At 34.6% G+C, this 13,210-nt stretch carries 15 protein-coding genes; 6 read left to right on the top strand and 9 right to left on the bottom strand.

What is annotated here, in order from left to right; translation table 11 throughout:
* Positions 1-148 precede the first annotated feature (148 nt).
* The 4 genes from GGR42_RS05815 to GGR42_RS05800 are packed head-to-tail and all read left to right on the top strand — an operon-like array spanning position 149 to position 4,211.
* The gene (locus GGR42_RS05815; RefSeq protein ID WP_167961807.1) at positions 149-1,429 is read left to right on the top strand and encodes a sensor histidine kinase; all 1,281 of its coding nucleotides are present in this window, start codon (positions 149-151) and stop codon (positions 1,427-1,429) included.
* Positions 1,413-2,117: a response regulator transcription factor gene (locus tag GGR42_RS05810; protein WP_167961805.1), complete on the top strand. Its 705-nt coding sequence runs from the start codon at positions 1,413-1,415 to the stop codon at positions 2,115-2,117. Before GGR42_RS05815 ends, GGR42_RS05810 begins: the two co-directional genes overlap by 17 nt.
* Before the next feature lie 58 nt (positions 2,118-2,175).
* Complete coding sequence (locus GGR42_RS05805; protein WP_167961803.1) at positions 2,176-3,435, top strand: sterol desaturase family protein; 1,260 nt, start codon at positions 2,176-2,178, stop codon at positions 3,433-3,435.
* 8 nt (positions 3,436-3,443) lie between these two features.
* Positions 3,444-4,211 (top strand): creatininase family protein, encoded by a 768-nt coding sequence (locus tag GGR42_RS05800; protein WP_209023926.1) that lies wholly within the window; start codon positions 3,444-3,446, stop codon positions 4,209-4,211.
* Positions 4,212-4,228: 17 nt separating this feature from the next.
* Here GGR42_RS05800 and GGR42_RS05795 read toward each other — a convergent pair whose 3' ends face one another.
* The 6 genes from GGR42_RS05795 to rsfS are packed head-to-tail and all read right to left on the bottom strand — an operon-like array spanning position 4,229 to position 8,969.
* Complete coding sequence (locus GGR42_RS05795; RefSeq protein WP_167961801.1) at positions 4,229-4,495, bottom strand: acyl-CoA-binding protein; 267 nt, start codon at positions 4,493-4,495, stop codon at positions 4,229-4,231.
* Positions 4,485-5,153 carry a phosphatidylserine decarboxylase family protein gene (locus GGR42_RS05790; RefSeq protein WP_167961799.1) on the bottom strand — a complete coding sequence of 223 codons (669 nt, stop codon included), beginning with the start codon at positions 5,151-5,153 and terminating at the stop codon, positions 4,485-4,487. The genes GGR42_RS05795 and GGR42_RS05790 overlap by 11 nt, the downstream gene beginning before the upstream one ends.
* Positions 5,143-5,946 carry a phosphatidate cytidylyltransferase gene (locus GGR42_RS05785; protein WP_167961797.1) on the bottom strand — a complete coding sequence of 268 codons (804 nt, stop codon included), beginning with the start codon at positions 5,944-5,946 and terminating at the stop codon, positions 5,143-5,145. Before GGR42_RS05785 ends, GGR42_RS05790 begins: the two co-directional genes overlap by 11 nt.
* A 1-nt stretch (position 5,947) precedes the next feature.
* A complete protein-coding gene (locus tag GGR42_RS05780) occupies positions 5,948-6,556 on the bottom strand; it encodes an LUD domain-containing protein (protein ID WP_167961795.1) in 609 nt (202 codons plus the stop codon).
* 52 nt (positions 6,557-6,608) lie between these two features.
* Complete coding sequence (gene ftsH / locus GGR42_RS05775) at positions 6,609-8,582, bottom strand: ATP-dependent zinc metalloprotease FtsH (RefSeq protein ID WP_167961783.1); 1,974 nt, start codon at positions 8,580-8,582, stop codon at positions 6,609-6,611.
* A gap of 9 nt (positions 8,583-8,591) precedes the next feature.
* The gene (gene rsfS / locus GGR42_RS05770) at positions 8,592-8,969 is read right to left on the bottom strand and encodes a ribosome silencing factor (RefSeq protein ID WP_167961772.1); all 378 of its coding nucleotides are present in this window, start codon (positions 8,967-8,969) and stop codon (positions 8,592-8,594) included.
* A gap of 93 nt (positions 8,970-9,062) precedes the next feature.
* Here rsfS and GGR42_RS05765 point away from each other — a divergent pair, with 93 nt between their 5' ends.
* Positions 9,063-9,794 carry a biotin--[acetyl-CoA-carboxylase] ligase gene (locus GGR42_RS05765; protein WP_167961760.1) on the top strand — a complete coding sequence of 244 codons (732 nt, stop codon included), beginning with the start codon at positions 9,063-9,065 and terminating at the stop codon, positions 9,792-9,794.
* 1 nt (position 9,795) lies between these two features.
* Here the strand turns inward: GGR42_RS05765 and GGR42_RS05760 are convergent, their stop codons facing one another.
* A complete protein-coding gene (locus tag GGR42_RS05760) occupies positions 9,796-10,188 on the bottom strand; it encodes an SRPBCC family protein (protein WP_167961758.1) in 393 nt (130 codons plus the stop codon).
* A gap of 4 nt (positions 10,189-10,192) precedes the next feature.
* Positions 10,193-10,834, bottom strand: a complete 642-nt coding sequence (gene pyrE / locus GGR42_RS05755) for an orotate phosphoribosyltransferase (protein WP_167961756.1) — start codon at positions 10,832-10,834, stop codon at positions 10,193-10,195.
* Between the two features lie 7 nt (positions 10,835-10,841).
* On the opposite strand from pyrE, the gene GGR42_RS05750 reads away from it, so the two are divergent.
* Positions 10,842-11,429 carry an NUDIX hydrolase gene (locus GGR42_RS05750; protein WP_167961754.1) on the top strand — a complete coding sequence of 196 codons (588 nt, stop codon included), beginning with the start codon at positions 10,842-10,844 and terminating at the stop codon, positions 11,427-11,429.
* Between the two features lie 2 nt (positions 11,430-11,431).
* Here GGR42_RS05750 and GGR42_RS05745 read toward each other — a convergent pair whose 3' ends face one another.
* Positions 11,432-13,174, bottom strand: a complete 1,743-nt coding sequence (locus tag GGR42_RS05745; protein WP_167961752.1) for a M14 family metallopeptidase — start codon at positions 13,172-13,174, stop codon at positions 11,432-11,434.
* Positions 13,175-13,210 lie beyond the last annotated feature (36 nt).

Here is a 13,210-nt window from a genome sequence, read left to right as displayed (position 1 = left end):
ACATTAACTTAACTGTTGCTAAAGTAGAGTTCTATGTAGTGCCAAGGAGTTAACCGTTGGGTAAAAAAGATTAACAAAGAGTTAATTAGATAAACAAAAGTTTAAGAAAAGATAAGAGAAGGCTATTTTTAGTTATTTAGCAAAAGTTTTGAAAAAGAAAAACATATATATTATAGTTTTTATTGTATCCATATTGGGCTTGGCAATTGTCCAATATCAATATTTACGGGTAGGGCTTAACCTGGCAAAAGTACAGTTCAATATAAAAATAGGAACGGCAAGCGAAACCATAAAGGAAGAGTTAAAAGAGAACAATAGACTTACTTTTCTGATTGGAGAGGCTATAAGAGAGGACCAATCTTATTTTGAACTGGAAATAGATAGTCTTAAAGATGCATCCAGCCACTTCTTAAACGATTATTTAACAGAAAGGATGGTAAATAATGGAATAGACGCCGATTTTACCTATGGTTTGTTTGCCCGTGATTCTACCTATTATCTTAAATCTCCCGCGACTTTTAACAAGGAAAATAATATTGCGGTTTATCCTATACAGTTAGAAGGGTATTTGCCGGAGCTTTTGAATGAAAGATTAATATTGGAGTTGCAATTTGAAAGTTTGAACTCCTACTTTTTGTCTAAGTTGAACGGACTTACACTCCCTAGCCTTCTTTTTATTTTGGGAATTATTGCTACCGTGTTTTGGGTGTTAAGAACCTATTATTGGCAACGAAATGTGATTACAACAACCAATGAGTTTATAAATAACCTTACACATGAATTAAAAACTCCAGTTTTTTCCATTGGCTTGGCAAGTAAGATGCTGGAAGAGGAAATAGGGGATGAGAACAATCCAAAGATTGCTATAATCAGGCAAGAAGTGGAAAGATTAAAAAACCATATAGACAAAGTTTTGGAACTAGGTAGCCTTGAGGCTAAGAAAAGGGTTTTTACTCTTGTGAAAATGGATTTTGAGCCAAATATTAAAAAACTCTGTTCACAATTTAAAACACTCTCTTCGATTGAGAATGTTTCCTTCTCCTATGATTTAGATGAGGGTCCATATTGTATTAAAACAGAAGCTTCGCATTTGGAAAATTCTATCAATAACATATTGGACAATGCTAAAAAATATTCAAAAAATCCAATAATCAATCTAAAGGCCAAAAAGAAAAATGGAAAGCTTCAAATTATAATAAGTGATAATGGTAAAGGAATAGATGAAAAGGATAAAAACCGTATTTTTCAAAAGTATTATAGAGTTTTGAACGGAAATACATATGAAGTGAAGGGTTACGGATTGGGTCTTAGTTATGTAAAAAAGGTAGTGGAAAATCATAAAGGAAAAATTATGATAGAAAGTGAAGTGGGAATGGGAACCACAGTTTTAATAGAAATTCCTTTGAACAAAAATGGAAAGAAAGTTTAAGATAATATTGGTAGAGGACGATGAATCCCTAGGTTATCTGCTCTCAGAATACCTTAGGATGAAAGACTTTGAGGTGATTTGGGAAAAAAACCCTATGCAGGGATTGCGTACCATTGAGTCAGATTTGTTTGATTTGGCTATTTTAGATGTTATGATGCCAGAAATGGATGGCTTTACTTTGGCAAAAGAAATAGGAAAAACAAATCCTGAACTACCCTTTATTTTTCTAACGGCAAGGTCCTTAAAAATAGATGTTTTAAAAGGTTTTTCACTGGGAGCGGTAGATTATTTAAAAAAACCAATTGACGAAGAAGAATTGGTGGTAAGAATAACTACTTTGTTGTCTAGGCTGCGTACATCTAAATTGGAAGAACCACAGGAATCCAACTTTCACATAGGAGCATATTATTTAAAGAGTTCCACACAGGAACTGTTTTATAAGGATGATATAATTCACTTAACGTCAAGGGAAAATGAACTGCTTAAATTTTTGGCTTCCCATGAAAATGAACTATGCAGGCATAAAGATATTCTTAATAGGATATGGGGAAAGAACGATTATTTTAATAAGAAAAGTTTAAACGTATTTATTACCCATTTAAGAAAGTACTTGGAAAAGGATCCATCCATAAAAATAGAGAACATTCATGGTAAAGGTTTTGTTTTTAGGACAAAGTATACCCTTTAATACAAAGGGTTTTATTAAATTTAGTTTCAAGGATATTTATTATTAAGTTTTTAATTTTATGGAAGCATACGCAAATGCATTGTTGTACGCCATTCCCTTTTTTTTGGTTCTGTTAGGAGCTGAGATTTTATATGGTTCACTAGTTAAGAAACAAACCCATAATGTTATGGATTCTGTTTCAGGTATAAGTTCAGGTTTATCCAATATTATTAAAGATTCATTAGGTCTTGGCATAGTTCTGGTTACCTATCCCTTTTTCTTAAAATATTTGGCATTGGTGGATATGAAAATCACTTGGGTGGTTTGGATAGTAGCATTTGTAGCATTGGACTTTGCCAGTTATTGGAATCATAGACTTAGCCATCATATAAACTATTTTTGGAATACACATATGATTCATCACAGTAGCGAGGAATTTAATTTAGCTTGTGCTTTACGTCAACCTATATCTAATTTACTGGGTTTCTATGCTATATTCCTTATACCCGCAGCACTTTTGGGTATTCCAAATAACGTTATTGCCATTTTGGCCCCAGTGCATCTTTTTGCCCAATTTTGGTATCATACCAAGCATATTGGTAAATTGGGTTGGCTGGAATATGTGATTGTTACACCATCTCAGCATAGAGTGCATCATGCCATAAACCCAGAGTATATAGACAAAAACCTTTCTGCGATATTCTGTGTATGGGATCGTATGTTCGGTACTTTTCAAGAAGAGTTGGAAGATGCGCCACCACAATTTGGAGTGCTAAAACCTGTGAACACATGGAATCCCATTATAATTAATTTTCAACACTTGTGGAGACTTATTAAAGATGCTTGGAGAACCAAAAATTATTATGATAAGTTGCGTATTTGGTTTATGCCAACAGGCTGGAGACCAGCTGATGTAAAAATAAAGTACCCGGTTGAAATTATTACCGATGTGTATAATTTTAATAAGTATAAAACACCGACTTCAATTTCATTTCAATGGTATGTTATTTCTCAAATGCTTGCGTGTTTGGGGCTTATATTGTTTATGTTTTTCAATTATGGTCAAATAGGAGCAGATGGGTTATTATTATATGGTGCTTTTGTTTTTTTTGGAATCTATGGATATACTACCTTGATGGATGGTCATCCTTCCGGTATTTGGATAGAGGTTTTTAGAGGATTGGCAGGAATAGCTCTTATTTTATATACTGGAGATTGGTTTGGGGTGGATTCTTATATTTCTTGGGGTAGTTTGCTGGTAGGAACTTATTTCCTGAGTACAATTTTAGGAGGGATTTATTTTGGATTAAAGGAAAAGAAACTAATAGAAGCAATATAATTATAAAAATGAGTATTAGGCCCTATATTTTAGCTGAAACCAATTGGAAGCATTTAAAGGATGAAAAGTTTGATTTGGCAATTCTGCCTTGGGGCGCAACAGAGGCCCACAACTATCACTTGCCCTATGCTACCGATATTATTGAAGCTGATGCCCTGGCAGTTGAATCAGCAAGAATTGCATGGGGAAAAGGAGCAAAAGTTATTGTGTTGCCCACAATTCCTTTTGGTGTAAATACAGGGCAGTCAGATATATACTTGGATATCAATTTAAACCCTACTACCCAATTGGCCATTTTGTCCGATGTAGTTACAACATTGGATAGACATGGAATAAAAAAGTTAATGATTTTTAACAGTCATGGTGGAAATAATTTTAAGCCTTTGGTTCGGGAGTTAGGATTAAAGTTTCCGGAAATGTTCATATGTTTTTCTAACTGGTTTCAATCTTTAAATAAGTCAGAGTTTTTTGATGAAGAAGGCGATCATGCAGATGAAATGGAAACGAGTATTCTGTTGTATTTAAAACCAGATTTAGTGCTTTCAAAAGATTCATGGGGAAAAGGAGCTAGCAAGAAATATAAAATAAAAGATTTTTCTGAAGGATGGGTTTGGGCGGAGCGCAAATGGTCCCAAATAAGCGAAGATACTGGTGTTGGTAACCCTGAATTTTCTACTGCTGAAAAAGGAGAAAAATATTTTAAGGCCGTTACAAAAAAAATAGGCAATTTTATGGCAGACCTTTGTAAGTCCGATATAACTGATTTATACGAGTAAAAAGCTTAATAGGAGTATTACTTCTTTTTTCTAATTTCCTTATTTACCAATTTCACATAATTTTTCATTGCATCTTCACGGCTCAAGTTTCTTGCCTGTATTAGGGCATTGGCCTTAAAAGCATTTATCAAAGGGGTTTTACTGCCTGGAGTTCCAAAATTCTTGTTTGCAATTTTATAATAGGCATAAAGTTTTAATAGAAGGTCGGCAGGGAAAGGTTCTTCATATGAGTTTACAAATTCAACAGCCTCTTCAAATTCCTTATGTAATTTCTCATTTTTCATCCTTACTTGCCAATGTCGCAATACAAGTTTTGGCACCCACTACTTTTTGGTTTAATTTAACTGCTACTGCACAATCTAAAGGTAATAACAAATCCACGCGAGAACCAAATTTAATGAATCCCGCATCTGTTCCCTGTTGAACACTTTCACCAACTTCAGCATAATTAACAATACGTTTAGCTAAAGCTCCTGCAATTTGCCTATACAGAATGTCACCAAATTTTGGAGTATTAATGACTACAGTCGTGCGCTCATTTTCGGTACTGGATTTTGGGTGCCATGCCACTAAATATTTCCCAGGATGGTATTTGGAATATTTAATGCTTCCTGATGCTGCGTAACGGGTCACATGTACATTAATAGGTGACATAAAAATTGAAACCTGTAGACGTTTGTCCTTAAAATATTCCGTTTCTTCAACTTCTTCAATGACTACTACTTTTCCGTCCACTGGCGCTAGTATATCGTCAAAGGTTGGATTCACCGTTCTTTTAGGGTTTCTGAAAAACTGTAAAATCAAAATTAAAATCAATAATGCAACAATTTGCAATCCCAATTTTAACCATGGATGCTCTATATAAAACTGAGCCCCTAACACAATGGCCGAAACAATTAAAAAAGTAATTAGGATGATTTTTTGCCCCTCTCTATGAAACATGTGTAAAAATATTTATCGTTAAATAGGCAAAAGGAGCCGCAAAGACCAAACTATCCAAACGGTCTAACATGCCCCCATGACCTGGTAAAATAGCACCACTGTCCTTAACTCCAGCAACGCGTTTAAATTTTGATTCGACTAAATCCCCCAAACTACCCATAACCACAATTACAACAGCCAAGATAATCCATTGTTGCATGGTAAGGTTGGTGTCATATATTGAAATTAAATAGGCTGCAAAAATGGCAAAAACCAAACCACCCAGTGTACCCTCAATTGTTTTTTTTGGGGAAACCGCTGAGTACAATTTTGTGCGCCCCATACTTTTTCCAACTAAATAGGCAAAAGAGTCATTCACCCAAATGAGTATAAAAATACCCATTATTAGGAGTTGGGCAAAATTGTTGTTTTTATAAGGAATCATGGTTAAGAAAATGCAACCTCCTCCAATATAAAAAAGGCCAACTATAAATTTTTGTAAAGTGCTAAAATGTCTTTCTTTTTTTGAGAACAAATAGACTAAAAGTGAAAAGTTTACGGCAATGGTGACAATAAGCAGAATGTAAATAGGAATGTTGTCTTTAATAAGGTAAATGTAGGCCCACCATAGGCCCAAATAGGCTATAAAAATATGATATCCCTTAAGATGTACCAATCTTTTGTATTCATAAAGACAGGCAAGGCCAAAAGTCATGAACAAAAAATCAAAGGCATCGGAACTTAAAAAAACTGCGGACAACAAGAGAATAACATATACTGCCCCTGTGATTAATCGCCTAAGAATTTCTTTCATATTAAAGGTCTTCCATCAATAAAAGATATAAATTTTTGGAAGTACTACCATAGGAAAGGAAATCATTTTTGTTTTCTGGTGTTAATTGAAAGTGCTTTATGGTAGTAATATTAGCCGGAATCTGGTTTTTGTATTTCTTCTTTATAGTTTTTAGCCCTTCTCCAATTGAATCCACTAATTGACTGGTGGTGGCAAAAACAATTAGGTTGGAAGGAAGCTCGTGCAGTTTTTTTTCTTTTAATTGATGGGAACAAACCAATATAGAACCATTTTGGGCAACCAAATGCTCACAGGTGGTAAAGAATATTTCGCTTTTATGTGCTTTGTTGGTGAACGTGATATTTTCTTTTGAAAATTTTTCTTCCAATCTAGAATTCATAGAGAAGAAGGGATGATTTTCCCATTGGTTTTCAATCAATATATTCTTAAGGGCCTCAGAAACTTCGGAGAAAGATTCGCAATAAAGAAACTTTCCCCCATTTTTTTTAAAATAAATGGTGAATTTTTCATCTACGGGGATGTTGAGGTTGGGCATATGGGCACCTCTTGTTTCCACAGTCTCTTTGGGAACCTTTTTTCCTCCTCCAAATAACTTATCAAATAACCCCATTAATACTAAAAAGCTTCAAAATAATAAGATATTGACTAAAAACAACAAGTTTTTATTCACTCTTTTCCTCTTCCTTTGCTGGTTCTTTTTCAGCAATTTCTTCACCAGCACCACTGTCAAATGGTCTTTTTCCAAAGATTTTTTCTAAATCGTCCTTAAAGATAACTTCTTTTTCCAATAAACGTTCAGCAAGTTCTGTAAGTTTATCTTTGTTGTTATTTAAAAGATCAATTGCCCTCTTATATTGTTCCTCAATCATTTTTGAAATTTCTTCATCAATTTTTTGAGCTGTTTCTTCACTATAAGGTTTAGAGAAACCATAATCATTTTGGCCTGAAGAATCATAATAGGTAACGTTTCCAATTTCATCATTGAGACCATAAACGGTGACCATGGCCCTAGCTTGTTTGGTCACTTTTTCCAAGTCGCTTAAGGCTCCTGTGGAAATTTTGTTGAACATTACCTTTTCTGCGGCCCTACCTCCCATGGTGGCACACATTTCATCTAGCATCTGTTCTGGGCGTACTATAAGCCGTTCTTCTGGTAAATACCATGCAGCTCCCAAAGATTGTCCCCTTGGCACAATAGTTACTTTTACCAAAGGTGCGGCATGTTCCAACATCCAACTTACTGTTGCATGACCCGCTTCATGATAGGCAATTGTTTTTTTCTCACCTGGAGTTATGATTTTATTTTTCTTTTCAAGACCACCAACTATTCTATCCACCGCATCTAAAAAGTCTTGTTTGGTAACAGCTTTCTTTTCTTTTCTAGCGGCAATCAGAGCAGCTTCATTACATACATTGGCGATGTCCGCTCCAGAAAAACCAGGAGTCTGTCTGGAAAGAAAATCCAAATCCAATGTTTCAGCAGTCTTTATAGGTCTTAAATGAACTTCAAATATTTCCTTACGCTCTCTAATGTCTGGAAGGTCAACATATATTTGTCTGTCAAATCTACCAGCTCTCATCAATGCTTTGTCCAAAACATCTGCACGGTTGGTTGCTGCCAATACAATAACGTTGGTATTGGTCCCAAAACCGTCCATTTCAGTCAATAATTGATTTAGTGTGTTTTCTCTTTCATCATTGGAACCTGTAAAGTTATTTTTTCCTCTTGCACGTCCAATAGCATCAATTTCATCAATAAATATGATTGCTGGTGATTTATCTTTTGCTTGTTTAAATAAATCCCTAACCCTGGAAGCACCTACTCCCACAAACATTTCAACAAAATCTGAACCAGATAATGAGAAAAAAGGAACTTTGGCCTCACCGGCAACGGCCTTTGCCAATAGTGTTTTTCCTGTTCCAGGAGGACCTACCAATAAAGCGCCTTTTGGAATTTTACCTCCCAATGAAGTATATTTATCTGGGTTTCTTAGAAATTCAACAATTTCCTCAACTTCTTCCTTTGCGCCTTCTAGTCCGGCAACATCTTTAAAGGAGGTTCGGGTGTCTGTTTTCTCGTCAAAAAGCTTGGCTTTGGATTTGCCAATATTAAAAATTTGACCACCAGCTCCACCACCAGCTCCACCAGACATTCTGCGCATAAGATAAATCCAAATACCTATAATAAGGATAAAAGGAAGTATCCCCAATAGCATTTCCATAAATAAATTGGACTCAGTGTCATAGTCTACAATGGTCTCCAGATTATTCTCTTGTTTCAGTTTTTTGATATCATTCTCAAAATTCTGTAGGTCCCCATAATCAAGTACATACTGGGGAACTATACCAGTTGATGGTATCAATGGTTTTTCGGCCACATCTTTGTGCACATCCTTTTGTAATGCCTCGTCGGTAAGGAAAACTTTTGCCTGGCGTGTATTGGTAATGATCAATATTTTAGAAATATCACCATTCCTAAGGTATTCCTGTAACTCAGAGGTTGTTGTCTTCTTTGTGTTGGCAAAACTATTGCTGCCAAAAAATTGGAAGCCCAACAATAGTATTGCAATTAAACCATATATCCACCATGAGCTGAATTTAGGTTTTTTGGGACTTGTATTTTTATCTTTAGCCATTCTTTTTTTTTACTGATTAACGCTACTTTCTATTTGAGTTACTTTGGCATCTCCCCAAAGCGCCTCTATGTCGTAGAATTCGCGAATATGCTTTTGGAACACATGCACTACCACATTAACATAATCCATTAACACCCATTCGGCATTTTCAGAACCTTCTACGTGCCATGGTTTGTCTTGTATAGCTTTACTAACTGTTTTTTGTATGGAGTTTACTATTGCATTAACATGCGTATTGGAAGTTCCATTGCAAATTATAAAGTAGTCACAAACGGTGTTTTCTATTTCCCTAAGGTCCAATAAATTGATGTCGTTTCCTTTTACTTCTTCTATTCCGTGTAAGATTAAAGCAATTAATTCATCTGCGCTAGCTTTTGTTTTCTGCATTCAAAAGATTTAGTTTTCTACAAAGTTATTATTTTTTTGTTTTCTTAGCTATTGAATTTAACATAAGATTGTACCTATCTTTATTAAAACTATATGCAAATAATCAAACTTGATGCCACCGATTCCACAAGTTCTTATTTAAAGAACTTAATTAGTGACAATATATTGGATGATTTTACGGTAGTTGTTTCCAAGAAACAATTAAATGGAAGGGGGCAAATGGGCACTGTTTGGGATTCGGAAGAAGGTAAAAATTTGACATTCAGTATTTTAAAAAAAATAAACTCTCTCCCTGTGGTTGAACAGTTTGTTGTAAATATGAAAGTATCACTTGCTGTTTATGAAGTTTTGCATGGTTTAAAAGTGCCTGATTTAAAGGTGAAATGGCCAAACGACATTCTGTCAGGTAACGACAAAATATGTGGAATTTTAATTGAAAATATGCTTTCTGGAAAAAACATTCAATCTTCCATTGTGGGAATTGGGTTAAATGTTAACCAAATAGTATTCCATAAACTTCCAAATGTATCTTCCTTAAAATTAATTTTGGGGCAGACCTTTAATTTAGATGAAATATTAACACTAATCTTAAAAAATCTAAAAAAGAGTTTTTCTGCTTCAGAAGCCAAATCCATGGTACAATTAAAAAGTGAATACGAAGCTGTCCTCTTTAGAAAAGATAAGCCATCAACTTTTAAAAATCAAAAGGATGAACTTTTTATGGGTTTTATACGGGGAGTATCCGCTAATGGAAAATTAGAGGTAATCCTGGAGGATAATATTCTTCAAGAATTTGATTTAAAGGAGATTAAGTTGTTGTACTAGACTAGATATTTGTTAATTTATCCGATAAAGTTCCTATAAAGTTGGTAATTGGAGCTTTTATCATCATTGCCATCATAGCATTGAATTCTCCTTCAAAATTTAGGACAACTTCACTGGTGCTTTCATCCGTAGAAACTATATCTGCTGTTAGAGTAAAAGGTAGCTTGTCACTGGCAGCTCCTAAAATCACCTTTTCATAAGGAATAGTTTCTTTTAGTTTTAAGACTATTTCCGGCATACCTTTTAGGGCGAACAGAAATTTATCTTCACTCAATACTTCAAATTTTGCAATGTTGTCCGGCATTAAACTTTCAAAGTTTTTAATATCAATTAAAAACTCAAAAATATCTTTGCTACTTTTATTTACAGTCTTCTTGGGAGATTCTATATGCATATTTTTACGGTTGCCATTGGGATGGGTTCTTTCTCCATTCCATGAGCGTATTTAATTGTTCTTTTTTAATGTAATTTGTTTCTGATGCCCTTTGCACTAGATGTTCATAATCGGACAATGTATGTAAATCAATATTTTTATCCTCAAAATTTTTATTGGCAATATCAAAACCATAGGTGAAAATTGCGACCATTCCCTTAATTATGGCACCAGATTCTTTAAGTGCATCCACTGCATTTAGGCTACTTTTTCCAGTACTTATCAAATCTTCAATAACCACAACTGTTTGGTTCGCTTCCAAATATCCTTCTATCTGGTTTTGTCTTCCATGGGATTTGGGTTCTGGCCTGACATAGATAAAGGGCAGGCCCAAATATTCTGCAACTAACATACCGATTCCTATGGCGCCAGTGGCCACCCCGGCAATAACATCTGGTTTTCCATATAGGGACTCCACTTGTTTTCCAATTTCTTCCCTAATATAAGTACGTATTGAAGGGTAGGAGAGTAATATTCTGTTATCACAATAAATTGGGGATTTCCATCCAGATGCCCATGAAAAAGGATTTTCAGGATTCAACTTTATTGCATTAATTTGTAAAAGAAGCTCTGCTGTCTTTTTAGCGGTGTCTTTGTCCAAAACCATATCGCAAATGTATAAAGTTTTTGTTAATGAATCCCCTCTGATTTTAACAAATAAATTATCAGATACCGTAGACGGAAAATATTTTTTATTGAATGAAAAGGCAATTAATAGTGCAATAGATTTATTGGTTAAAAAGAAACTTCCCGAAGCTTACATTTATCACCCTAACCACGAGGAAATCCTAAAAAAATTCACCAAAAAGATACCTTTGGTTGTAGCAGCGGGAGGTGTTGTGACTAATAAGGAGGGTAAAGTCCTTTTTATTTATAGGAATGATAAATGGGATTTACCAAAAGGGAAATTGGATAAGGGAGAGACCATAGAACAATGTGCCATTCGCGAGGTTGAGGAGGAAACGGGTGTAAAGGGTCTAAAGATTGAAAACTTTCTTAAAACCACCTACCATGTATTTAAAAGAAATGGAGTCTTTAAGCTAAAAGAGGTTCATTGGTACGCCATGAAAACTTCTTATAAAGGTGAGCTGGTAGGTCAATTGAACGAGGGTATTGTTAAAGTAAAATGGAAAGACCCTAACAAAATAAAGAAGGCTTTGGAGAATTCCTATACAAATATTAAAATCCTTTTCCGGGAATAGATTTATTCTATAATTCTATACACTGGGTATTGTAAATGAGCTTGCTCGTAATATTCTGAATGTTGATAAACCCAATTTAATTGAGCATACCAATTTTCAGAAAATTCTTTTTCGTTTTCCTTTTTGAGTTCAAACTCTGTTTTTAACACCTCATTCCCATTTAAAACTTCCAATGCAAGTTCTTCAAAAACATAGGGTGAAAAACCCTCTTTCTGTTGAAGTACGGTATCAAAGAAATTCCAATTAAAAAAAGAATCTACTGCCGTGGGTTCCAAAGTCTCCATAATATACCTTAATCCCAATTGATTGGTAGGGATTAGAAAATCCCCTGCTGAAAATTGTATTTTTTTTGTGATCTTGGATACTTTGGTTTCATAATGAGGATAATGCCCTTCATAGGCATTGTTTCTAGTTTTATAATCTTTAATCCTATAGGATTCAACTGTTAATAATGTATCCTTGGCCAATCTTTCATAAGAAATATGATTTAATTCGAGAAGGTCTACTACTTTGGACCATCCTTTTTTAAATATGTAAGCTTCTGGAATTTTTAAAGTATCCTGGGGAACAAAATAATTGCTGTATGCCACTTCTTTTGTAAAGGGTCTATTTCTGTCATATTTGAGCCTTGTAAAGCCAGTTATTTCACTTGGAATAAAATCAGCTTCATAACCCTTAAATTGCAGTGTTGAAATTTTGGAAGTGTCCAACTGCCAGTTATTGTAATAGAACTCCTGTTCTGATTGTACTTCTATGGTTTCTTGTCTTAATCTTTTTATTTTTTTTACATCTTTTTCTGCTATGGAAATCATTTTGTTCATCAACTCATATGTGCCCTCAACTCTTTGTTTGTAAGGTTTTAGCATATGTGTTTCTACCATCATTCCCAACGTGTTCCATAAGGTTGTATAGCCTGTAGAATATCTTGGATGATCCATGAATTGGGAAAACCCATTTTCTGGAACCTCATTGAATACATTGACATATGGAGTAATGTCCCAATTGTCCTTTGCCAAGGAAGTTTCAAGCGCAGGCATTAATTCATTGTGAAGATAGTTCCCTAATTTTCCTCCCAATTTATTATGCTGAGTAAAAAGATGGGTCAATACATATTGATAGTCCGCACCATTGCTAACATGATTGTCAATAAAAATATCAGGTTTTATTAAATGAAAGATATTGGCAAAGGTTTTTGTATTTTTGGTGTCGGTTTTTATAAAATCCCTGTTCAGGTCATAGTTTTGTGCATTTCCCCGAAACCCGTATTCCTTAGGACCTTGTTGATTGACCCTTGTGGTCGAGTTTCTGTTTAGTGCTCCGCCAATGTTGTAAATTGGAATTGCTGCCAAAACAGTATTTTTTGGAGCTTTTATTTTTTCTACCGCTAAATCTCGGTATAAAAGCATGGTAGCATCTACACCATCACTTTCGCCAGGATGAATACCATTATTTATCATTATAATGGCTTTGTCTTCTGATATTTTTTGAAAATTAAAGTCCCCATCAGGATTGTAGGTCACTATATGTAAAGGGAACCCACTATCCGTCTCTCCAATAGTTTGAATATTTATTTCAGGGAATTTTTTGGCAAGCTCAATATAGAAATTTATTACCTCATTGTATGAAGGTGTTTCCTGACCATCGGAAATTTCAAAATAGGTTTGAAAATCCAATACCTGATTTGTTTGTTTTTCTTCACAAGATAGAAAGACAATAAATAAAAAAATATAGGCAAGCCGTTTCATTTGTTCTTTTTGCATCCATTTACCTTGCTAGGTATA

This window comes from Saonia flava, from assembly GCF_011927795.1.
Taxonomy (GTDB): domain Bacteria; phylum Bacteroidota; class Bacteroidia; order Flavobacteriales; family Flavobacteriaceae; genus Saonia; species Saonia flava.
The sequence above is the reverse complement of the archived record's forward strand: the minus strand, read 5'-3'. Positions and strand labels throughout refer to the sequence as shown.

Coding starts and splice junctions, on each gene's coding strand:
- GGR42_RS05805 (WP_167961803.1), top strand. CDS start 2,176: ATGGAAGCATACGCAAATGCATTGTTGTACGCCATTCCCTTTTTTTTG.
- GGR42_RS05760 (WP_167961758.1), bottom strand. CDS start 10,188: ATGCATATAGAATCTCCCAAGAAGACTGTAAATAAAAGTAGCAAAGAT.
- GGR42_RS05765 (WP_167961760.1), top strand. CDS start 9,063: ATGCAAATAATCAAACTTGATGCCACCGATTCCACAAGTTCTTATTTA.
- GGR42_RS05795 (WP_167961801.1), bottom strand. CDS start 4,495: ATGAAAAATGAGAAATTACATAAGGAATTTGAAGAGGCTGTTGAATTT.
- GGR42_RS05790 (WP_167961799.1), bottom strand. CDS start 5,153: ATGTTTCATAGAGAGGGGCAAAAAATCATCCTAATTACTTTTTTAATT.
- rsfS (WP_167961772.1), bottom strand. CDS start 8,969: ATGCAGAAAACAAAAGCTAGCGCAGATGAATTAATTGCTTTAATCTTA.
- GGR42_RS05810 (WP_167961805.1), top strand. CDS start 1,413: ATGGAAAGAAAGTTTAAGATAATATTGGTAGAGGACGATGAATCCCTA.
- GGR42_RS05780 (WP_167961795.1), bottom strand. CDS start 6,556: ATGGGGTTATTTGATAAGTTATTTGGAGGAGGAAAAAAGGTTCCCAAA.
- GGR42_RS05745 (WP_167961752.1), bottom strand. CDS start 13,174: ATGAAACGGCTTGCCTATATTTTTTTATTTATTGTCTTTCTATCTTGT.
- ftsH (WP_167961783.1), bottom strand. CDS start 8,582: ATGGCTAAAGATAAAAATACAAGTCCCAAAAAACCTAAATTCAGCTCA.
- GGR42_RS05800 (WP_209023926.1), top strand. CDS start 3,444: ATGAGTATTAGGCCCTATATTTTAGCTGAAACCAATTGGAAGCATTTA.
- GGR42_RS05750 (WP_167961754.1), top strand. CDS start 10,842: ATGTATAAAGTTTTTGTTAATGAATCCCCTCTGATTTTAACAAATAAA.
- GGR42_RS05785 (WP_167961797.1), bottom strand. CDS start 5,946: ATGAAAGAAATTCTTAGGCGATTAATCACAGGGGCAGTATATGTTATT.
- pyrE (WP_167961756.1), bottom strand. CDS start 10,834: ATGGTTTTGGACAAAGACACCGCTAAAAAGACAGCAGAGCTTCTTTTA.